The 21,445-nt window shown below is 60.9% G+C and carries 17 protein-coding genes, 3 tRNA genes and 1 pseudogene; 7 read left to right on the forward strand and 14 right to left on the reverse strand.

Annotated features, from left to right (window positions below; translation table 11 throughout):
• Positions 1 to 2 precede the first annotated feature (2 nt).
• Positions 3 to 800, forward strand: a complete 798-nt coding sequence (gene fabI, locus ACA097_RS02975) for an enoyl-ACP reductase FabI (RefSeq protein ID WP_043251238.1) — start codon at positions 3 to 5, stop codon at positions 798 to 800.
• A 114-nt stretch (positions 801 to 914) separates the two neighbouring features.
• Here the strand turns inward: fabI and ACA097_RS02980 are convergent.
• The 10 genes and pseudogenes from ACA097_RS02980 to ACA097_RS03025 all read right to left on the reverse strand — a co-directional run bounded on the left by ACA097_RS02980 (position 915) and on the right by ACA097_RS03025 (position 10,909).
• Positions 915 to 1,857, reverse strand: a pseudogene (locus tag ACA097_RS02980) (transposase).
• A 108-nt stretch (positions 1,858 to 1,965) separates the two neighbouring features.
• The gene (locus tag ACA097_RS02985) at positions 1,966 to 3,843 is read right to left on the reverse strand and encodes a SurA N-terminal domain-containing protein (RefSeq protein ID WP_371368429.1); all 1,878 of its coding nucleotides are present in this window, start codon (positions 3,841 to 3,843) and stop codon (positions 1,966 to 1,968) included.
• 228 nt (positions 3,844 to 4,071) lie between these two features.
• Positions 4,072 to 4,344 (reverse strand): nucleoid-associated protein HU-beta, encoded by a 273-nt coding sequence (hupB, locus tag ACA097_RS02990; RefSeq protein WP_003087931.1) that lies wholly within the window; start codon positions 4,342 to 4,344, stop codon positions 4,072 to 4,074.
• Between the two features lie 136 nt (positions 4,345 to 4,480).
• Positions 4,481 to 6,877: an endopeptidase La gene (gene lon, locus ACA097_RS02995; RefSeq protein ID WP_043251236.1), complete on the reverse strand. Its 2,397-nt coding sequence runs from the start codon at positions 6,875 to 6,877 to the stop codon at positions 4,481 to 4,483.
• 130 nt (positions 6,878 to 7,007) lie between these two features.
• Positions 7,008 to 8,288, reverse strand: a complete 1,281-nt coding sequence (clpX, locus tag ACA097_RS03000; protein ID WP_043251235.1) for an ATP-dependent Clp protease ATP-binding subunit ClpX — start codon at positions 8,286 to 8,288, stop codon at positions 7,008 to 7,010.
• Positions 8,289 to 8,396: 108 nt separating this feature from the next.
• The gene (clpP, locus tag ACA097_RS03005) at positions 8,397 to 9,035 is read right to left on the reverse strand and encodes an ATP-dependent Clp endopeptidase proteolytic subunit ClpP (protein WP_043251234.1); all 639 of its coding nucleotides are present in this window, start codon (positions 9,033 to 9,035) and stop codon (positions 8,397 to 8,399) included.
• A 97-nt stretch (positions 9,036 to 9,132) separates the two neighbouring features.
• Positions 9,133 to 10,443, reverse strand: coding sequence for a trigger factor (gene tig / locus ACA097_RS03010; protein WP_043251233.1), 1,311 nt, complete (start codon positions 10,441 to 10,443; stop codon positions 9,133 to 9,135).
• Between the two features lie 145 nt (positions 10,444 to 10,588).
• Positions 10,589 to 10,673, reverse strand: a tRNA-Leu gene (locus ACA097_RS03015).
• 52 nt (positions 10,674 to 10,725) lie between these two features.
• A tRNA-His gene (locus ACA097_RS03020) sits at positions 10,726 to 10,801 on the reverse strand.
• A gap of 31 nt (positions 10,802 to 10,832) precedes the next feature.
• A tRNA-Arg gene (locus ACA097_RS03025) sits at positions 10,833 to 10,909 on the reverse strand.
• 264 nt (positions 10,910 to 11,173) lie between these two features.
• Here ACA097_RS03025 and folD point away from each other — a divergent pair.
• On the forward strand, positions 11,174 to 12,028 hold the full coding sequence (gene folD / locus ACA097_RS03030) for a bifunctional methylenetetrahydrofolate dehydrogenase/methenyltetrahydrofolate cyclohydrolase FolD (protein ID WP_160286510.1): 855 nt from the start codon (positions 11,174 to 11,176) through the stop codon (positions 12,026 to 12,028).
• Between the two features lie 58 nt (positions 12,029 to 12,086).
• Here the strand turns inward: folD and ACA097_RS03035 are convergent.
• Positions 12,087 to 13,309 (reverse strand): IS3 family transposase gene (locus ACA097_RS03035; protein ID WP_160285487.1). Its coding sequence is split into 2 segments (ribosomal slippage): positions 12,087 to 12,958 and positions 12,958 to 13,309, totalling 1,224 coding nucleotides; the frame shifts between segments, so codons are not numbered across the junction.
• Between the two features lie 156 nt (positions 13,310 to 13,465).
• On the opposite strand from ACA097_RS03035, the gene ACA097_RS03040 reads away from it, so the two are divergent.
• Positions 13,466 to 14,887 carry an IS1182 family transposase gene (locus ACA097_RS03040; RefSeq protein ID WP_371368433.1) on the forward strand — a complete coding sequence of 474 codons (1,422 nt, stop codon included), beginning with the start codon at positions 13,466 to 13,468 and terminating at the stop codon, positions 14,885 to 14,887.
• A gap of 109 nt (positions 14,888 to 14,996) precedes the next feature.
• Here the strand turns inward: ACA097_RS03040 and cysS are convergent, their stop codons facing one another.
• Both cysS and ACA097_RS03050 read right to left on the reverse strand, forming a co-directional pair.
• Positions 14,997 to 16,382 carry a cysteine--tRNA ligase gene (cysS, locus tag ACA097_RS03045; RefSeq protein WP_371368435.1) on the reverse strand — a complete coding sequence of 462 codons (1,386 nt, stop codon included), beginning with the start codon at positions 16,380 to 16,382 and terminating at the stop codon, positions 14,997 to 14,999.
• On the reverse strand, positions 16,383 to 18,065 hold the full coding sequence (locus ACA097_RS03050; RefSeq protein WP_043251226.1) for a glutamine--tRNA ligase/YqeY domain fusion protein: 1,683 nt from the start codon (positions 18,063 to 18,065) through the stop codon (positions 16,383 to 16,385).
• 123 nt (positions 18,066 to 18,188) lie between these two features.
• Here ACA097_RS03050 and ACA097_RS03055 point away from each other — a divergent pair, with 123 nt between their 5' ends.
• The 3 genes from ACA097_RS03055 (at position 18,189) to ACA097_RS03065 (ending at position 19,718) form a co-directional block, all read left to right on the forward strand.
• On the forward strand, positions 18,189 to 18,686 hold the full coding sequence (locus ACA097_RS03055) for a peptidylprolyl isomerase (protein ID WP_043251221.1): 498 nt from the start codon (positions 18,189 to 18,191) through the stop codon (positions 18,684 to 18,686).
• 4 nt (positions 18,687 to 18,690) lie between these two features.
• The gene (gene lpxH / locus ACA097_RS03060; RefSeq protein ID WP_043251219.1) at positions 18,691 to 19,434 is read left to right on the forward strand and encodes a UDP-2,3-diacylglucosamine diphosphatase; all 744 of its coding nucleotides are present in this window, start codon (positions 18,691 to 18,693) and stop codon (positions 19,432 to 19,434) included.
• Positions 19,435 to 19,508: 74 nt separating this feature from the next.
• On the forward strand, positions 19,509 to 19,718 hold the full coding sequence (locus ACA097_RS03065) for a YgdI/YgdR family lipoprotein (protein WP_043251217.1): 210 nt from the start codon (positions 19,509 to 19,511) through the stop codon (positions 19,716 to 19,718).
• Between the two features lie 46 nt (positions 19,719 to 19,764).
• Here ACA097_RS03065 and ACA097_RS03070 read toward each other — a convergent pair whose 3' ends face one another.
• Positions 19,765 to 20,370, reverse strand: a complete 606-nt coding sequence (locus ACA097_RS03070) for a tRNA-(ms[2]io[6]A)-hydroxylase (RefSeq protein WP_043251216.1) — start codon at positions 20,368 to 20,370, stop codon at positions 19,765 to 19,767.
• A 181-nt stretch (positions 20,371 to 20,551) separates the two neighbouring features.
• On the opposite strand from ACA097_RS03070, the gene ACA097_RS03075 reads away from it, so the two are divergent.
• A complete protein-coding gene (locus tag ACA097_RS03075) occupies positions 20,552 to 21,415 on the forward strand; it encodes a universal stress protein (protein WP_371368439.1) in 864 nt (287 codons plus the stop codon).
• The last annotated feature ends 30 nt before the right edge of the window (positions 21,416 to 21,445 follow it).

Below are 21,445 nucleotides of genomic sequence, written 5' to 3' on the forward strand. Positions count from 1 at the left end.
ACATGGGTTTTCTCGCCGGTAAACGCGCGCTGATCGTCGGTGTCGCCAGCAAACTCTCCATCGCCTCCGGTATCGCCGCGGCAATGCACCGCGAGGGCGCAGAGCTCGCCTTCACCTACCAGAACGAAAAGCTCAAGGGCCGCGTCGAAGAGTTCGCCGCCGGCTGGGGTTCCAGCGCTGACCTGTGCTTCCCGTGCGACGTCGCCAACGACGCCGAAATCGAAGCCGTGTTCCAAGAGCTGAGCAAGAAGTGGGATGGCCTGGACATCATCGTCCACTCCGTTGGCTTCGCCCCGGGCGACCAGCTCGACGGCGACTTCACCGCTGTCACCACCCGCGAAGGCTTCAGGATTGCCCACGACATCAGCGCCTACAGCTTCGTCGCCCTGGCGAAGGCCGGACGCGAGATGATGCAAGGCCGCAACGGTAGCCTGCTGACCCTTTCCTACCTGGGCGCCGAACGCACCATGCCGAACTACAACGTCATGGGCATGGCCAAGGCCAGCCTGGAAGCCGGTGTACGCTACCTGGCCGGCAGCCTCGGCCCGGAAGGCACCCGCGTCAACGCTGTATCCGCAGGCCCCATCCGCACCCTCGCCGCCTCGGGCATCAAGAGCTTCCGCAAGATGCTCGCCGCTAACGAGCGCCAGACCCCCCTGCGCCGTAACGTGACCATCGAGGAAGTCGGCAATGCCGGCGCCTTCCTCTGCTCCGACCTGGCCAGCGGCATCAGCGGCGAGATCCTCTACGTCGACGGCGGCTTCAACACCACCGCGATGGGGCAGCTGGACGAGGAATAACACTCCCCTCCCGCCCACGAGATAGGCCGCTTATCAGGCTGTGTGAGAACACGCTGAGAGCGAGGCCATACCAACGCCCCGACCGATTCGGGGCGTTGGTGTTTCTGGAGAGCCTCAGGCCATCAACTCAATCAGGCGCCGAGAGCCGAGTACCTGAATCGCACGTTTGAGGTTGTAGGCCTGCACGGCCAGGGCCATCTCTGTCCTGGCTCCCGCTAGCTGCCGCAGCAGGAAGCGGCCGTTGCCGAATACCCACTGTTTCAGGTTGCCAAAGGGGTGTTCGACGATCGCCCGGCGCCCGACCGTCATCTCCGGCCGGGCCTTCAGGCGTTGCAGCATGCGCTCGAAAGCGGATTCATGGGCATGCCGGCTGAGATGGCGACGCTGGCTATTCGTACAGCGCGCCTTCAAAGGGCAAGCGCGGCAGTCGCCGGCGATCGCATAAAGCCTCTCTGTGCCTCGTGCCTGTTTGAGCAGGAGCCACTGGCCTGCCGGGCACTGATAGCAGTCATGATCCACGTCGTAGGTAAAGGCGCTGCGATCGAACAGCGCCGTGCCGTTGCCATGATTGTTAACGCCACGGTTCGGCGGTACATACGCCGTGATGCCCGCATCCTCGCACGCCTGGAATTTGCTGCCATCGATGGCCACCAACTGACCACCGAGCAACCCGATCTGGCGGCAAAACTGCACGACAGCTCGCCTGAAACGCCGCGCCATTGTCCTTGCGGAAGTCGGCAATGGTCTTGAAGTCCGGCGCCAGTCGGCCCAGCAGCCACATCACTTCGACATTGCGCTGACATTCGGCTTCCAGTCGGCGCGAGGAACGAATGCGCTGGAAGTAGCCATATAGGTACAGCTTGAGCAGGTCGGCCGGATCATAGGCCGGGCGTCCGACCTTGCTCGCCTGCGCCTTGCTGATGCCCTGCCGCTGCAGATCCAGCCGCGCCACATAGGCCTCGATCACGCGGACCAGATGTTCTTCGGGAACCCACTCATCCAGCGACACTGGAAACAAGCTGCCCTGATCACGCCCTTCACCGCGGATATAGCCCATGAACGACAATGCCCGTATCGATCGATACGGGCAGTGTCTTTGGCTTGTGCTCAGACGGCTAGGTTTTCACACAGTCTGATAAGCGCCCCTTTCCATACAGGCTGTAGATCAGTACTTCTCGATCTTAGCCTGGTCTTGCAGTTGGCGACGGAAGGCAGCGAAGTCTTCCTGACCGCTGCGCGAAGCCAGGAACTGGCGATACATGGCCTTCTCCTGGTCGCTCAGGGTGGCGCTCGGTTCGCTGACACCATTCAGGCGAACGAGTACGTAATCGCCATTGTTCAGGGTGATGCCAGAGAACGTCGGCTGATCGGCCTTGGCCGGACGCGCCATACGGAAGACCGCTTGCAGAAGCTGCGGGTCGACACCTTCCTGACTGCGCGAAGCGGCCTCGACGACCTTCCAGGTCTGACCGTTTTGCGCCTGGGCGATCGGCGTCTTGCCATCGCGCAGGCCAGCCAGTAGAGCTTCGCCAGCAGCCTTGGCCGCCGCGGCAGCATGGTCGCGCTTGACCTGCTCGCGAATCGGCGCACCAACCTGCTCCAGAGTCTGCTGCTCAGGCTTGTGGTGCTCTTTAACGCGCAGTACGACCACAGTTTCCGGATCCAGCTCGATCGCACCACTGTTGGCGCCGTCTTCCAGCACCTCGGTGCTGAATGCCGACTGCACCACCTGACGATTGGCAGCCACGCCCTCGCCGCCTTCGCGGCCGAACGGCTTGCTGGTTTCCACCTTCAGCCCCAGCTCCTGGGCCGGCTGGCTTAGGTCGGATGCCTCGTAGGCGGAGCTTTCGAGCTGCTTGCCTACTTCAACGAAGCGCTGCTCGACCAGTTGGCTTTTCAGATCCTGCTCAAGCTTGGGCTTCAGGCTTGCGAAGCTGGGTACATCCGGCGCCTGCACACCCATCAGCTTGATCAGGTGCCAACCGTATTGCGTACGAACCGGGGCGGAAACGTCACCCTTGTTCTTCAGGGCGTACAGGGCATCTTCGAAGGCTTGGTCGTAAACACCGCGGCCAGCGTAACCCAGGTCACCGCCATTGGACGCGGAACCCACGTCGTTGGAGGCTTCCTTGGCCAGCTTGGCGAAGTCCTCACCCTTGTCCAGGCGCGCCTTGAGCGCCTCGATCTTGGCCTTGGCCTGGGCTTCGGTCTGCTTGGCATTCACCTCGACGAGAATGTGTGCGGCATCGCGCTGCTCGGACAGACCGGCAATTTCTTTCTGATACTGAGCCTGCAGGTCCTCGTCCTTCACGCTGACCTGGTTGAAGAAGGACGACTTCTTCAGCTCCACGTAGTCGATTACGACCTGCTCCGGGCTCATGAACTCGGCCTTGTGGGCGTCGTAGTAGCTCTTCAGGTCAGCGTCCGACACTTCCGCTTTGGCCGGATCAGCCTTGAAGGTCAGAGTGGCAAAGTCGCGGGTCTGCTTCTCCAGACGCGCAAAGCTCTGCAGCTCCGCATCGGTCACGAAACCGGAACCTGCAATACCGGCGCGCAGCTGCCCGATAAGCATTTCCTGCTCGAGCATCTGGCGGAATTGCATGCGGCTGGCGCCCATTCGACGCACGTACTCGTCGAAGCGCTCAGCGCTGAACTTGCCATCCACCTGGAATTCCGGGGTCTGCAGAATCAGCTGGTCAACCTGCTGCTGCGAAAAGACGAACTTGTCTCCCTGAGCGGCCTGCAGCACCAGTTGGCGTTCGATCAAACCCTTCAGAGCGGCGTCCTTCAGGAGCTTTTCGTCCAGCGCGGAGGCATCAAAGTCTTTGCCCAGCCGCTGCTGCAGCTGCGTCCGCTGGTTCTCCTGAGCGCGCTGCAGCTCGCCGAGGCTGATGTCTTCACCGTTCACCTTGGCAGCGACATTCTCGTGGTGGGAAGCCCGCATGATGGCATTGAAGCTTCCTAGCGCCATGACAACGACGCAGCCCCCGATAATGGTCTTGGCGATCCAGCCTTGAGAATTGTCCCTGATGTTTTGCAGCATGCGGCCCCCAAAAGCGGCCACGGCCTGCCGTCAGTGTCGGCTTGGCGTGGGTCATGGATAAGCGGATAAAAGAAAGGCGCATCCGAGGATGCGCCTTCTCGTAACTGGCGAAGCAGCAGGCCCAGGCCTGCGACCCCAGCGGTTGTATTGGACCTTACGGTCCGAACCGCCGCTCCGCGGCCGACTCAGCCGATAGCTGAGCCGGACAGGTCGAGTCCAAAAAGACGCTTAGTTAACAGCATCCTTCAGGGCTTTACCGGCTTTGAAGCCCGGGATCTTAGCAGCAGCGATCTTGATCGGCTTGCCGGTTTGCGGGTTACGACCGGTGCGGGCAGCACGCTCTTTGACAGCGAAGGTACCGAAGCCGACCAGTACGACGGAGTCACCGGCTTTCAGGGCGCCAGTAACGGACTCGATCACCGCGTCCAGAGCGCGACCGGCAACAGCTTTCGGGATATCAGCAGATGCTGCAATTGCATCGATCAGTTCCGACTTGTTCACTCTAAGTCCCCTTATTTCTGTTGAGTATGTTTCTATGTGTTAGGTGTAAGCAAAAGCAGGTGCTGGATTGCTGACTGACAAAGCAAGTGCCGCTTTATAACAAGGGCTCAAAAACAGTGTCAAGAAAGCCCCCCGGCTAATGCGTGCTGATTCGCTCCTTGGAATCAGACTCGCGCTTTTCATCCTTTGCAACCATCTCGGGAGCCGCATCGGGCAAGGGCTCCGGCGTGTATTGCAGCGCAATTTGCAGGACCTCGTCAATCCATTTAACCGGTTTAATAACGAGATCTGCCTTAATGTTGTCCGGAATTTCCTTGAGGTCTCGAACATTTTCTTCGGGGATGATCACAGTTTTGATTCCCCCCCGGTGAGCGGCCAGAAGTTTTTCCTTCAGCCCACCAATGGCCAGAACCTGTCCACGAAGGGTGATTTCGCCCGTCATCGCGACATCCGCCCGCACCGGGATCTGAGTGATCGCCGATACCAGAGCAGTGCACATGCCAATGCCTGCGCTCGGACCATCCTTGGGCGTGGCGCCTTCCGGCACATGAATGTGAATGTCGTGTTTCTCGTGGAAATCGGCCGGAATACCCAGGCTTTTCGCACGACTGCGCACGACTGTCAGCGCCGCAGTGATGGACTCTGCCATCACATCACCCAGTGAACCGGTCTTGGTCAGCGAGCCTTTACCCGGAACAATGGCCGACTCGATAGTCAGCAGCTCACCGCCAACTTGTGTCCAGGCCAGACCAGTTACCTGACCGATTTGATCCTGCTGCTCAGCCAGCCCGTAACGGAACTTGCGTACCCCCAGGTAGTTTTCCAGCGTCTCGGTAGACACCCTGGCCTCAATGCGCTTGGCCTTGGCGCCCTCCTTCACCGCCTTGCGGCAGACCTTGGCGATTTGCCGCTCCAGGCTGCGCACGCCCGCCTCGCGGGTGTAGTAGCGAATGATGTCACGGATGGCACCTTCCTCGAAGGAAAGCTCGCCTTTCTTGAGACCATTTGCCGCAGTCTGCTTCGGTACCAGGTACTTCGAGGCGATATTGACCTTCTCGTCTTCGGTGTAGCCGGGCAGACGAATGACCTCCATGCGATCCAGCAGCGGTGCCGGGATATTCATGGAGTTGGCCGTGCAGAGGAACATCACGTCCGACAGGTCGTAATCCACTTCCAAGTAGTGGTCGTTGAAATTGTGGTTCTGCTCCGGATCTAGAACCTCAAGCAGCGCCGAGGCCGGGTCGCCGCGCATATCGCTGCCCATCTTGTCGATTTCATCGAGCAGGAACAGCGGGTTGCGCACGCCCACCTTGGTCATTTTCTGGATGAGGCGACCAGGCATGGAGCCGATGTAGGTACGACGGTGCCCACGGATCTCAGCCTCGTCACGCACGCCGCCCAAGGCCATACGCACGAACTTGCGATTAGTGGCACGAGCGATGGACTCAGCCAGCGAGGTTTTACCCACACCTGGCGGACCTACGAGGCAGAGAACAGGACCCTTCACCTTTTTCACGCGCTTTTGGACAGCGAGATACTCGAGGATGCGTTCCTTGACCTCGTCCAGGCCGTAGTGATCGGTGTCGAGGATGTCTTCGGCGCGGGCAAGATCATGACGAACCTTGCTCTCGGCCTTCCACGGCACATTCACAAGCCAATCGATGTAGGAGCGCACAACGGTCGCTTCCGCAGACATCGGCGACATCTGTTTAAGTTTGTTCAGCTCGGCGTTGGCCTTAGCCAGCGCCTCCTTGGTCAGACCAGCTGCGTCGATGCGTTTCTTGAGCTCTTCGACCTCATTGTGGCCTTCGTCGATGTCGCCCAGCTCTTTCTGAATGGCCTTCATCTGCTCATTCAGGTAGTACTCGCGCTGGCTGCGCTCCATCTGCTTCTTGACGCGACCACGAATGCGCTTCTCGACTTGCAGCAGATCGATTTCCGCATCCAGCATGGCCAGCACGTGCTCGACACGCGCAGCGAGCTCGGTGATTTCCAGAATCTCCTGCTTCTGCTCGATCTTCAGCGCCATGTGTGCCGCCATGGTATCGACCAGGCGACCAGGCTCATCAATGCTGTTCAGCGACGACAGAACTTCAGCCGGAACCTTCTTGCCCAGCTGCACGTACTGCTCGAACTGGCTCAGCAGACTGCGGATAAAGACCTCGGACTCGCGCTCGCCCACCGATGCTTCGTCGATGATCGACACTTCAGCGCGGCAATGGGCATCTTCCTCAATGAAACGCTCGACGCGGCCACGCTGCTCGCCCTCGACCAGCACCTTTACCGTGCCGTCGGGCAGCTTAAGCAGTTGCAGGACAGTGGCCACAGTCCCCATGCGGTACAGGCCGTCTTCGCCCGGATCGTCATCGGCGGGGTTCTTCTGCGCCAGCAGAAGAATCTGCTTGTCGCTGGTCATGGCGGCCTCGAGGGCCTCGATGGACTTTTCCCGACCTACGAACAGCGGGATGACCATGTGCGGGTAAACCACTACGTCACGGAGGGGAAGCAGAGGCAACTCGACGAGTGTTTTCATGATATTCGGCTCTACAGCGGCACTTGGCCAAAAAAGATGGGTTAAACCCTTGGACCTAAGATGGGGTTAGGCCCGGGAAAAAACAAGCGCGGTAGACGGGAAAGAAAAAGGGGCCTGACGGCCCCTCTTTTTACGCCTCAGGTGCAGCCTTGGCAGGCTGCTCGCTGTTCTCGTAGATCAGCAGAGGCTGAGAAGATCCATCGATGACGCTTTCATCGATTACCACCTTGCTGACATCGGTCTGCGAGGGGATTTCGTACATGGTGTCGAGCAGAATGCCTTCGAGGATCGAGCGCAGGCCACGAGCACCGGTCTTGCGCTCCAGGGCTTTGCGAGCCACAGCCTTGAGGGCATCCGGACGGAACTCGAGATCCACGCCTTCCATTTCGAAGAGTTTGGCGTACTGCTTGGTAAGGGCGTTCTTCGGCTCGGTGAGGATCTGCATCAGCGCTGCCTCATCAAGCTCCTCGAGGGTGGCGATGATCGGCAGACGACCAACGAACTCGGGAATCAGGCCGAACTTGACCAGATCCTCAGGCTCTACCTCACGCAGTGCATCGCCGACCTTCTTGCCCATATCCGGGCTGCGAACTTCAGCACTGAAGCCAATACCGCCCTTGGTCGAACGGTTCTGGATGACCTTCTCCAGACCCGCGAACGCACCACCGCAGATGAACAGGATGTTGCGGGTGTCGACCTGCAGGAATTCCTGCTGCGGATGCTTGCGACCACCTTGCGGCGGAACCGAGGCAACGGTGCCCTCGATGAGTTTCAGCAGGGCCTGCTGTACGCCTTCGCCAGACACGTCACGGGTAATGGACGGGTTGTCTGACTTACGCGAAATCTTGTCGATCTCGTCGATGTAGACAATGCCCATCTGGGCCTTCTCGACATCGTAATCGCACTTCTGCAGCAGCTTCTGGATGATGTTCTCGACGTCCTCACCCACATAACCAGCCTCGGTGAGAGTCGTGGCGTCAGCGATGGTGAAAGGTACGTTGAGCAGGCGTGCGAGCGTTTCGGCGAGCAAGGTCTTGCCCGAGCCGGTCGGCCCGATCAGCAGGATGTTGCTCTTACCCAGCTCGACATCGTCCTTGCGATCGCGCTGATTCAGGCGCTTGTAGTGGTTGTAGACCGCTACCGCCAGAGTTTTCTTCGCACGTTCCTGACCGATCACGTACTGATCGAGGATGGAACGGATCTCTTTCGGCGCCGGAAGCTTGTGCGCACTACTCTCCGCCTGTGCTTCCTGCACCTCCTCGCGGATGATGTCATTGCACAGGTCAACGCACTCGTCGCAGATAAAGACCGAGGGGCCGGCAATCAACTTGCGCACTTCGTGCTGGCTCTTGCCGCAGAAGGAGCAATACAGCAGCTTGCCGTTGTCCTCGCCGTTGCGGGTATCAGTCATTAGATCGTTCCAGTCGGATAAGCTTGAAACACAAGATGAAGGCAAATGCGGGCATTTTCAAGCCCGCGAAGCGGCCGGTTTCCCGGCCACTGCATCAACGGCGGGGGTTCAGGCAGCAGAGGGACGCTGAGTGAAAACCTGATCGATCAGACCGTATTGCACCGCTTCTTCGCCACTCATGAAGCGGTCACGATCGGTATCACGGGCAATCACATCGAGCGGCTGGCCGGTGTGGTGCGCCAGCACCTGATTCAGACGCTCCTTGATGAAGAGGATTTCCTTGGCATGGATCTCGATATCCGAGGCCTGACCTTGGAAGCCCCCCAGAGGCTGGTGGATCATCATCCGCGAATGTGGCAGGCAGTAACGCTTGCCAGCAGCGCCGCCGGCGAGCAGCAGCGCGCCCATGCTGCAAGCCTGACCGACGCAGATGGTCGACACGTCCGGCTTGATGAACTGCATGGTGTCGTAGATGGACATACCAGCAGTTACCGAACCGCCTGGCGAGTTGATGTACAGATGGATGTCCTTGTCTGGGTTCTCGGCCTCGAGGAACAGCAACTGGGCAACCACCAGGTTGGCCATGTAGTCCTCGACCTGGCCGACCAGGAAGATGATTCGCTCCTTGAGCAGGCGCGAATAGATGTCGTAGGAACGCTCACCGCGTGCGGATTGCTCCACCACCATCGGCACCAGACCACCAGCGGCCTGGATGTTCGGAACTTGCGGCATGTAAGAATTGGGCATGTCCGACGATCACTCCCTATTGAAATAGACATATCTCAAAGACGCATAAGCCAGCCCGAAGGCTGGCTTATGACGATCAAACGAAGTACCGCTGAGATCAGGCTGCTTGTTGAGCTTCAGCAGGCTTGACCGCGTCTTCGTAAGATACCTGCTTATCGGTCACTTTGGCCTTCTGCAGGACAGTATCTACAACTTGCTCTTCCAGTACAACCGAGCGCACCTCGTTCAGTTGCTGGTCATTTTTGTAATACCAGGCAACAACTTGCTCGGGTTCCTGGTAGGCAGAAGCCATGTCTTCGATCATTTCGCGAACACGGGCTTCGTCAGCCTTCAATTCATGCTGCTTGACCAGTTCTGCAACGATCAGGCCCAGCACTACGCGGCGCTTAGCCTGCTCTTCGAACAGCTCTGCCGGCAGTTGCTCGGGCTTGATGTTGCCACCGAACTGCTGGACAGCCTGCACGCGCAGACGGTTCACTTCGTTGCTGATCAGGGCCTTCGGCACTTCGATCGGGTTGCTGGCAACCAGACCTTCCATTACTTGGTTCTTGACCTTGGATTTGATCGCCTGACGCAGCTCACGCTCCATGTTCTTGCGAACTTCGGTGCGGAAACCTTCCAGGGTGCTTTCCTTGATGCCGAACAGGGCGAAGAAGGCCTCGTTCAGCTCAGGCAGCTTGGGTTCGCTGACGCTGTTCACGGTAACGGTGAACTCTGCGGCCTTGTTGGCCAGATCCAGGTTCTGGTAATTCTCGGGGAAGGTGAGGCTGAGCACGCGCTCTTCACCAGCCTTGGCACCGACCAGGCCTTCTTCGAAGCCCGGGATCATGCGACCAGAGCCCAGCACCAGCAGGGTGCCCTTGGCCGAACCGCCAGCGAAGGCTTCGCCGTCGATCTTGCCGACGAAATCGATATTCACTTGGTCGTCATTCTGCGCAGCGCGCTCGACAGCCTCGAAACGGGTGTTCTGCTTGCGCAGGATTTCCAGCATGTTGTCGACATCGGTGTCGGCTACGTCAGCCTGCAGACGCTCGATTTCGATGCCGTCGAAGCCGGCAACCTGGAATTCCGGGAAGACTTCGAAGGTCGCAATGTATTCCAGGCCCTTTTCCTTCTCGAACAATTTCGGCTCGACGGACGGAGCGCCAGCCGGGTTCAGCTTCTGCTCGACCACGGCTTCGTAGAAGGTTTCCTGGATCAGGTCACCGAGGGCTTCCTGACGAGCGGCGGCTTCGTAGCGCTGACGGATCACGCTCATCGGCACCTTGCCGGGACGGAAGCCAGGAACCTTGGCGCGACGAGCGGTCTGCTGCAGACGCTTGTTGACTTCGGTCTCGATACGCTCGGCCGGCACGCCAACGGTCATGCGGCGCTCAAGAGCGGAGGTGCTTTCTACGGAAACTTGCATGGATATTCCTCGTGGCACAGACGTAAGCCGGTCCTTCCGGCTCCCAGATCAAGGGCAAGCATTCTAGTCACAAGAAATGCAGAAGTCACCCTGCTGGAAGCAGCAGAAATTCACGGATGCGAGAGCTTCTGAATAAAGAGAAAGATGGTGCGGACGGAGAGACTCGAACTCTCACAGCTTGCGCCACCGGAACCTAAATCCGGCGTGTCTACCAATTTCACCACGTCCGCAGGGTACCGCAGAAACGAAAACGCCAGGCTATAGGCCTGGCGCTTCGGAATATGGGGTGGACGATGGGAATCGAACCCACGACACCAGGAGCCACAATCCTGTGCTCTACCAACTGAGCTACGCCCACCATATTACATGCTTGTTACCGAACGCCATTATGGCGCACCCGGCAGGACTCGAACCTGCGACCATCCGCTTAGAAGGCGGATGCTCTATCCAGCTGAGCTACGGGCGCTTTAGTGGCTGCAACCCTTGCTAAGCAGATCAGTGGAAACCACTGAACCGGTTTGCACTGCCTTCTGTTCTTGCTTCAGGCTGTGCTCGGCAAGCGGGGCGCATGTTATCGATGAGCCCTAACCTCGTCAACGGTTTTTTTAAAAAAATTTCAAAGAGATAAAGGAGTTACGGCAAATCAGGGGGTCGCCGCCTTTGCCTTATGAGGAGGGCGTGCGAAAATGCGCGTCCTTTTTTCTCCCGACTCTATGGTTGCTCTTCCGACATGACTGCAAAACTGATCGACGGCAAAGCGATCGCCGCCAGCCTCCGCCAGCAGATAGCCCAACGCGTCGCCGAGCGCCGCCAGCAAGGTCTGCGCGTTCCCGGCCTGGCAGTGATCCTGGTTGGCAGCGACCCCGCCTCCCAAGTCTACGTCGCACACAAGCGCAAGGACTGCGAAGAAGTCGGCTTCCTGTCCCAGGCCTATGACCTGCCGGAAAGCACCACCCAGGAAGAACTGCTTGCTCTGATCGACAGCCTGAATGCCAACCCGACGATCGACGGCATCCTGGTTCAGTTGCCCCTCCCCGCCCACCTCGATGCTTCGCAACTGCTCGAGCGCATCGCGCCGGACAAGGACGTGGACGGCTTCCACCCCTTCAACGTCGGCCGCCTGGCTCAGCGCATCCCGCTGCTTCGCCCCTGCACACCGAAAGGCATCATGACCCTGCTGCAAAGCACTGGCACCGATCTGTACGGTCTGGACGCAGTCGTCGTGGGCGCCTCGAATATCGTTGGCCGCCCGATGGCGCTGGAGCTGCTGCTGGCCGGCTGCACCGTAACCGTGACCCATCGTTTCACCCGCGACCTGGCCGAGCACGTGCGTCGGGCCGATCTGGTCGTAGTGGCCGCCGGCAAGCCGGGCCTGGTCAAGGGCGAATGGATCAAGGAAGGCGCCATCGTCATCGACGTGGGCATAAACCGTCAGACCGATGGCAAGCTGGTGGGTGACGTGGAATACGAAGTAGCCGCCGAACGCGCCAGCTGGATCACTCCGGTACCGGGCGGCGTTGGCCCCATGACCCGCGCCTGCCTACTGGAAAATACCCTGTACGCCGCGGAAGAGCTGCACAAATAAGCCTTCCCCGTGTCTAGTCCTGAAATAGGTTTACACCTCTCAGGCCATGCTCCAGACCTCAAAACGCCCGATGCACCGCATCGGGCGTTTTGTATTTCAGGGCCAGGTGAGGGCGCTCGCGGTTATAGATGTCGACGGCTTCACGCACCATGCGGCGCGCCTGCGCGAGGTCGGCGGGAGGATGCTCCAGCAACTCGTTCTTCAGGATGCCGTTGACGCGCTCAGCCAGCGCATTCTGGTAACAGTCGTAGCCGTCGGTCATCGAGCAGATTGCTCCGTGCTGCGCGTGCAGGCGTTGGTAAAGCCCCGAGCAGTACTGAATTCCTCGGTCGGAGTGATGCACCAGGGGTTCCTGCGTCGTGCGGCGCCGCAGCGCCTGGCTGTAGGCATGGGCCACCGACTCGGCGTGCAGGCTGTCGTGGACGTGATGGCCGACGATCTTGCGCGAATAGGCGTCGGTGACCAGGCTCAGGTACAGCGGGCCGCTCTGGCTGGGCAGATAGGTGATGTCGGCAACCCAGACGCGCTCCGGCGCATCGGGCAAGACCTGTTGCGGCCCTGGCTTGAGCAGATTGGGATGGCGATGGAACCGGTGAAAACTGTGGGTGGTCTTGTGGTACGCCCGCTTGGGTCGAACCAGCAGGCGGTGCTCGGCCAGCACCCGGAACAGGCGATCGCGCCCAACTCGCAACGCGGCTTCCGCTTGCTGCTGCAACAGATAATGCAGCTTGCGTGCTCCCAGGCGCGGCTGACGCATCCGCACCTGCCGCACGAACTGGGCGATCTGTCGATCCTGCTGGCTGCGCTGATCCGCCGCCCGGTTGCGCTGGTAGTACGCCTGGCGGCTGATGCCCATGAACTGGCAAGCCCTGCTAACACTCAGCGCTTGGACTTGCCTTTGCGTGAGGACTTGCCGGGACGCTTTTTTACGATCGAAACGCCGTAGTCATTCTCCAGCACATTCACCACGGCCTCGAAGAACTGCGCCTTCTGGCTCATCACCTCAAGCTGCTGCTCGAGTTCCTTGATGCGTTGTTCCGGGGTCAACGGCAATTTCGGGGTATTCATATCCGGGCTCCGAGCCTTTCGAAGGGAGGCGCCCTGGTTCCAGTCCTGCCGGCCATGCTTGCGTAACCACACCAGCACCGTCGAGCGGCCCTGGATGCCATAGCGGGCCTGAGCCTCCTTGTAGCTCATTTCCCCTTTTTCGACCTGGTCGACCACCGCCAGTTTAAAAGCCAGCGTGTAATCACGCTGGCTGCGACGAACACCTTCTGCCATCGGGGCTCTCCTGAAATAAGGGCGAAGGTGTAAACCTTATTCAGGACGGGACACCGACAATGAAAAAGGGCCGCATCACAGACTGTGTGAAAACCTAGCCGTCTGAGCACAAGCCAAAGACAATGCCCGTATCGATCGATACGGGCATTGTCGTTCATGGGCTATATCCGCGGTGAAGGGCGTGATCAGGGCAGCTTGTTTCCAGTGTCGCTGGATGAGTTGGTTCCCGAAGAACATCTGGTCCGCGTGATCGAGGCCTACGTGGCGCGGTTGGATTTGCAGCGGCTGGGCTTCAGCAAGGCGCAGGCGAGCCGGACGGGGCGCCCGGCCTATGATCCGGCCGACTTGCTCAAGCTGTACCTGTATGGCTACTTCCAGCGAATTCGCTCCTCGCGCCGACTGGAAGCCGAATGCCAGCGCAATGTCGAAGTGATGTGGCTGCTGGGTCGCCTGTCGCCGGACTTCAAGACCATTGCCGACTTCCGCAAAGACAATGGTTCGGCGTTTCAGGCGACCTGTCGTGCTTTCGTGCAGTTCTGCCGCCAGGTCGGGTTGCTCGGTGGTCAGTTGGTGGCCATCGATGGCAGCAAATTCCAGGCGGTGGCTTCACGGCGCAAGCACCTGAGCCTGGCGCGGCTCAAGCGTCAGCAAGCCAAGCTGGAGGCCGAGATAGCCCGCTATCTGAGCGACCTGGATGAGGCCGACCGCGCCGAAGCGGGCGATGGGGTCGACCGGAGTGCCGTGAAGACTGCGCTGGAGCAGTTGCAGGCTCAACACGCGGACAACCTGACCTGCCAGGTACTGATGCAGGCCCAGGGGCTCGAGCAATTCGTGATCGGCGAGGCCGATGCCCTGTTGATGCGAACTCACCAGGGCGCACGGGTCGCCTACAACGTGCAAAGTGCCGTCGATGACAAGCATTGCTTGGTGCTGCACCACGAGGTGACCCAGGATGGCAATGACACTCGCCAGTTGCAGCCGATGGCGGAAGCCGCTCAAGCCGTGCTGGAACAGGCGCAACTGACGGTCACGGCGGACGCCGGCTACTCCAATGGCGAGCAATTCCAGGCGTGCGAGGATGCAGGCATCACGGCGTATGTACCGCCGAACCGTGGCGTTAACAATCATGGCAACGGCACGGCGCTGTTCGACCGAAGCGCCTTTACCTACGACGCGGAGCATGACCGCTATCAGTGCCCGGCAGGCCAGTGGCTCCCGCTCAAACAGGTACGAGGCACAGAGAGGATTTATGCGATCGCCGGCGACTGCCGTGCTTGCCCTTTGAAGGCGCGCTGCACGAATAGCCAGCGTCGTCATCTCAGCCGTCATGCCCATGAATCAGCGTTCGAGCGCATGCAGCAACGCCTGAAGGCCCGGCCGGAGATGATGGCCAAGCGCCGGGCGATCGTCGAACACCCCTTCGGTAACCTGAAACAGTGGATATTCGGCAACGGCCGCTTCCTGCTGCGGCAGTTAGCGGGCGCCAGTACGGAAATGGCCCTGGCCGTGCAGGCCTACAACCTCAAACGCGCGATTCAGGTACTCGGCGCGCGTCGCCTGATCGAGTTGATGGGCTGATCCCTCCAAAAAAACAAACGCCCCGAACCAGTCGGGGCGTTTGTTTTGCCTTGCTCACAGCGTGTTTTCACACGGCCTGATCAGCGGCCCTTTTTCATTCTGATCACGCTTACTCGGCGAGACGCCAGGTGGTGCCACCCTTGCCGTCTTCGAGCACAACACCCAGAGCAGTAAGCTCGTCACGAATACGATCGGACTCAGCCCAGTTTTTCGCCGCGCGAGCTTCCAGGCGCGCCTGGATCAGCGCTTCTACCTGAGCGGCATCGACCTTGCCGGCAGCACCTGCCTGAAGGAAGACGTCCGACTCCAACTGCAACACACCGAGCAGACCGGCCAACTCCTTGAGTTTGGCCGCCAGGGCCGCAGCGGCCGGGAGGTCAGACTCGCGCAGACGGTTCACTTCGCGGGCCATCTCGAACAGCACAGCGACGGCCTCCGGCGTATTGAAGTCGTCGTCCATGGCTGCAGCGAATCGCTCAGCGAAGGCGTCACCACCAGCAGCCGACGCTTCCGGCAAGCCGCGCAGTGCGGTGTAGAAACGCTCCAGCGCACCCTTGGCTTCCTTGAGGTTGTCCTCGGAATAGTTGATCGGGCTGCGGTAGTGGCTGGAAACCAGCAGGAAGCGCACAACCTCCGGGTGGTACTTCTCCAGCACCTCACGGATGGTGAAGAAGTTGCCCAGGGACTTGGACATCTTCTCGCCATCGACGCGCACCGCGCCGGCGTGCATCCAGGTCGCCGCGTAGAGCTTGCCGGTGGCCGCCTCGCTCTGCGCGATCTCGTTCTCATGGTGCGGGAACACCAGGTCCGGACCGCCGCCGTGAATGTCGAAGGTCTCGCCCAGGCAGCAGGTGGACATCACCGAGCATTCGATGTGCCAGCCTGGACGCCCGGCGCCCCAGGGCGATTCCCAGCTCGGCTCGCCCGGCTTGGCGCCTTTCCAGAGCACGAAGTCCAGCGGATCTTCCTTGGACTCATCGACTTCGATGCGCGCACCGATGCGCAGGTCTTCGATCTTCTTGCGCGACAGCTTGCCGTAGCCGACGAACTTGCCGACGCGGTAGTAGACGTCGCCATTGCCCGGCGCGTAGGCGAAGCCTTTGTCGATCAGGGTCTGGATCATCGCGTGCATGCCGGCGATGTGGCCGGTGGCGCGCGGCTCGATGTCCGGACGCAGTACCGACAGGCGCGCCTCGTCTTCGTGCATCGCGGCGATCATGCGAGCGGTCAGGTCCTCGAAGGATTCGCCGTTTTCCTGGGCGCGACGGATGATCTTGTCGTCGATATCGGTGATGTTGCGCACGTAGGTCAGGTCATAGCCGCGCTGGCGCAACCAACGGGCAATGACGTCGAAGGCAACCATGACGCGGGCGTGGCCGATGTGGCAGAAGTCGTACACGGTCATGCCGCATACGTACATGCGCACCTGGTTACCGACCAGCGGCTGGAAAGGCTCTTTGACCTTGCTCAGGGTGTTGTAGACGGAAAGCGCCATTTACTGCCCCCAGGAATCGCGCAGGGTGACGGTGCGGTTGAACACCAGGGCGCCCGGCTTGGAGTCCTTCGAATCGGCGCAGAAGTAGCCTTCGCGCTCGAACTGGAAGCGATCTTCCGGCGTGGCGTCGGCCAGCGACGGCTCGGCACGGCAACCCTTGAGCACTGTCAGCGACTCGGGGTTGATGTTGTCGAGGAAGCTGCCGCCCTCCTCCGATTTCTCCGGGTTGGCCGACTTGAACAGGCGATCGTACAGACGCACTTCGCACTCGACGCTCTCTGCAGCCGGCACCCAGTGGATAACGCCCTTGACCTTGCGGCCTTCGGGGTTCTTGCCGAGGGTGTTTTCGTCGTAGCTGCAGCGCAGCTCAACGATGTTGCCGGCGGCGTCCTTGATGGCTTCGTCGGCGCGGATCACGTAGCTGCCGCGCAGGCGCACTTCGCCGCCCGGGATCAGGCGCTTGTAGCCGGCCGGCGGGACTTCTTCGAAATCGCCCGCGTCGATGTAGATCTCGCGGCTGAACGGCAGCACGCGCACGCCCATGTCCTGCTTCGGATGGCGCGCCAGCTCGAGGTTCTCGACCTTGCCTTCCGGGTAGTTAGTGATGACCACCTTCAGCGGCTTGAGCACGCACATGGCGCGTTCGGCGTTGGCGTCGAGGTCGTCACGAATGGCGAATTCGAGCATGCCGATGTCGACCACACCGCCGGCGCGGTTCACGCCGATCATGTCGCAGAAGGTGCGGATCGAAGCCGGGGTGTAGCCACGGCGGCGGTAGCCGGACAGGGTCGACATGCGCGGATCGTCCCAGCCGTCGACGTGATTCTCGTCCACCAGTTGCTTGAGCTTGCGCTTGCTGGTGATGGTGTAGTTCAGGTTCAGGCGGGCGAATTCGTACTGGCGCGGCTGCGCCGGCACCGGCAGGTTGGCCAGGAACCACTCATACAGCGGGCGATGGTCCTCGAACTCCAGGGTGCAGATGGAGTGGGTGATGCCCTCGATGGCGTCCGACTGGCCGTGGGTGAAGTCGTAGCTCGGGTAGATGCACCACTTGTCGCCGGTCTGGTGGTGATGGGCGTGGCGGATGCGGTAGAGGATCGGGTCGCGCAGGTTGATGTTCGGCGAGGCCATGTCGATCTTCGCGCGCAGCGAACGCGCGCCGTCCGGGAACTCGCCGGCCTTCATGCGGGCGAACAGGTCCAGGTTCTCTTCCACCGAGCGATCACGGAAGGGGCTGTTCTTGCCCGGCTCGGTCAGGCTACCGCGGTATTCGCGCATTTCCTCGGCGTTGAGGTCGCAGACGAAGGCCTTGCCGGCCTTGATCAGGTCGACGGCCCAGGCATGCAGCTGGTCGAAATAGTTGGAGGCATAGCGCACCTCACCCGCCCAGTCGAAGCCCAGCCACTTAACGTCAGCCTCGATGGCGTCGATGTATTCCTGGTCTTCCTTCGCCGGATTGGTGTCGTCGAAGCGCAGGTGGCAGTCACCGCCGAACTCCTTGGCCAGGCCGAAGTTCAGGCAGATCGACTTGGCGTGACCGATGTGCAGGTAGCCGTTGGGCTCCGGCGGAAAGCGGGTGACGATCTTCTGGTGCTTGCCGCTCTCGAGGTCGGCCTGGACGATGGGTCGCAGGAAGTTGGCGGCGACAGTGGCTTCTTTCGAATCGGCGGTGGGCTTGCTCATGGTGTCCTTGATCGTTACTGACGTTCGGCCAGGGTAGGCCGGCCAAACCAAAGCGCTTATCATAGCCGAAGCTGTCAACCCCCTGACAGGCCTTCGATTTTCCCGACAGAGCGGAATTCCCTCATGATCAAGCTGCACACCAACCACGGCGTCATCACCCTGGAACTCTTCGAAGACAAGGCCCCGGAAACCGCGGCCAACTTCAAGGAGTACGTGAAGAGCGGTCATTACGACAACACCGTATTCCACCGCGTGATCAACAACTTCATGATCCAGGGCGGCGGTTTCGAGCCAGGCATGAAGCAGAAGAGCACCCGCGCACCGATCAAGAACGAAGCCAACAACGGCGTCGCCAACAAGATCGGCACCGTCGCCATGGCCCGCACCATGGAACCGCATTCGGCCAGCGCGCAGTTCTTCATCAACGTCGCCGACAACGATTTCCTCAACCACAGCGCGCCGACCGTGCAGGGCTGGGGCTACTGCGTGTTCGGCCAGGTGGTCGACGGCATGGACGTGGTCAACAAGATCAAGGCCGTGCCGACCACCATGCGCGCCGGTCACCAGGACGTGCCGAGCGACGACGTGATCATCGAGAAAGCCGAGATCGTCGGCGAGTGAGTCGATGAGCGTCCTGTTCATCTCGGACCTGCATCTCGAAGCGGAACGCCCGGACATTACCCGGGCGTTCTTGCATTTCCTCCGCACCCGCGCACGCCAGGCCGAGGCGCTCTACATACTGGGCGACTTCTTCGAAGCCTGGATCGGCGACGACGGCATGGACGAGTTCCAGCACGCCATCGCCCGCGCCTTGCGCGAGCTGTCCGATGCAGGGACACGCATCTACCTGATGCATGGCAACCGCGACTTCCTGATCGGCAAGGCCTTCTGCCGTGAGGCCGGCTGCACCCTCCTCCGCGACCCCAGCGTCGTCGCGCTCAATGGCGAAAAGGTGCTGCTGATGCACGGCGACAGCCTGTGCACCCTGGATGTCGGCTACATGAAGCTGCGCCGCTGGCTGCGCAATCCGTTCTCGCTGTTCATCCTGCGCAATCTGCCGCTAGCGAAGCGCCATCAGCTGGCGCGCAAGCTACGCAAGGAAAGCCGTGCGCAAACGCGCATGAAAGCCAGCGAAATTGTCGACGTGACCCCGGAAGAGGTGCTGAAGGTCATGCGCGAGCATGGCGTGCAAACCCTCATCCACGGGCATACCCACCGCCCGGCCATCCATGACTTGCAACTCGACGGCAAGCCCGCGCGCCGCATCGTCCTGGGCGACTGGGACCGCCAGGGCTGGGCCCTGCAGGCGGACGCCGATGGCCTGCAGCAGGCGCCCTTCAGCCTCGAGCCAGAGCCTTCCGGCTCCTGATCCAGGTCAGCCTCCCCCCCGGGCCGGCAGCTAAGCTGAATCTATCGTCATCGGCAAAGCCCGGGGAATCCTCCATGAAAGCGCACCTCCTACTCGCCGCCTGCCTGCTGGCGCTGAGCGCCTGCTCCAGCCACTACATCATCACCACCGCCGACGGCCAGATGATCACCACCGACAACAAGCCGCGCGTGGACAAGGACAGCGGGATGGTGCGGTTCGAGGACTCCGAGGGCAAAGAGCAGATGATTCCGCAGACGCAGATTCGCCAGATCATCGAACGCTAGGGCGTACAACGAAAAAGCCGCCGAATCCGGCGGCTTTTCCTTGGGCTCAGGCGGCGCTGGGCACGCCACTGTGGAAGCGGAACTCTTCGTCTGGCGAGCTGATCAGCTGCGCCTCGATCTCACGAATGTGCGCTACGCGCTTTTCGATGTCGGCTTCATCGCCGTAACGCCGCGCCAACCCCAGGTAACCCTGGAAGTGCCGTGCCTCGGACTTGAGCAACGACCCGTAGAACTTCGCCAGGTCCGCATCCAGGTGATCGACCAGCGCGGCGAAGCGCTCGCAGCTGCGGCACTCGATGAAGGCGCCGACGATCAGCGTATCGATCAGCTTGTGCGGCTCGTGGTTGCGCACCGCCGCGCGCAGGCCCGAGGCGTAGCGACTGGCGGAGATCGGGCGCAGGCCGATGCCGCGCTTCTTCAGGATCGCCAGCACCTGCTCGTGGTGGCGCAGCTCCTCGCGCGCCAGGCGCGACATGAAGTTCACCAGTTCCTCGTGGGTGCTGTACTTGGCGATCAGTGCAAGCGCCGTGCTGGCGGCCTTGAACTCGTTGTTCTTGTGGTCGATCAGCAGAACCTCCTGGTCCCGCAACGCGGCCTCGACCCAGGCGTCGGGGGTGGCGCAACCAAGAAACTCGCGGATTTCGGACAACATGAGAGGCTCCACTGGATCATCGGCAGGCGCTGCGATGAATGCGCCGGCAGCCAAAAGGCGGAGCATTATACGAATGCACCCGCGCACAGCCAGTTCTACCTTTGATGTGCCTCAAGATCCGCATGATCGGAACACGTCTACAGTTCTGCTAAAGCAAGACCAACAGCCCAGGGAGACGACCATGCAAGCCATCCGCAGCATTCTCGTAGTAGTGGACCCCGTACAGCCGGACGGCCCGGCGCTCAAACGCGCCCGGCTGATCGCCAGCGTGACCCAGTCCCACCTGCACCTGCTGGCCTGCCAAAAGGGCGACGACCTGCTCACATCGCTCGAGGACCTCGCCGCAGAGCTGCGCGAGGAGGGTTACAGCAGCAGTTGCCGGCAGGCCTGGCACGACAGCCTGCAGGGCACCATCATCGCCGAGCAGCAGGCCGAGGGCTGCGGCTTGGTGGTCAAGCAGCACCTGCCCGACAGCCCGCTGAAGAAGGCCCTGCTCACCCCCGACGACTGGAAGCTGCTACGCCACTGCCCTGCGCCGGTTCTTCTGGTGAAAAACACCCTGCCCTGGGCGGGGCGCAACATCCTCGCCGCGGTCGACGTCGGCAACAGCGATATCGAGCATCGCTCGCTGCACGCCAGCATCGTCAGCCATGCCTACGACATAGCCGGACTGACCCACGGCCAGTTGCACGTGATCAGCGCACACCCCTCGCCAATGCTTTCGGCCGCCGACCCGACCTTCCAGCTCAGTGAAACCATCGAGGCGCGCTACCGCGAAGCCTGCAAGGCGTTCCAGGCCGAGTACGGGGTCGACGACGAACATCTGCATATAGAGGAAGGGCCGGCCGACGTGCTGATCCCACGCACCGCGCACCAGCTGGAAGCCGCGGTTACGGTCATCGGCACGGTGGCGCGCAGCGGGTTCTCCGGCGCCCTGATCGGGAACACCGCCGAGGTGGTGCTGGATGCCCTCGAAAGCGACGTGCTGGTGCTCAAGCCGGACGAGATCGTCGCCCATCTGGAAGAGCTGGCCGCGAAAGTCTGAGCGCAATCGATCCGTCAAACGGCCTGCCCT

Source organism: Pseudomonas sp. QL9 (assembly GCF_041409665.1).
GTDB classification, from domain to species: domain Bacteria; phylum Pseudomonadota; class Gammaproteobacteria; order Pseudomonadales; family Pseudomonadaceae; genus Pseudomonas; species Pseudomonas knackmussii.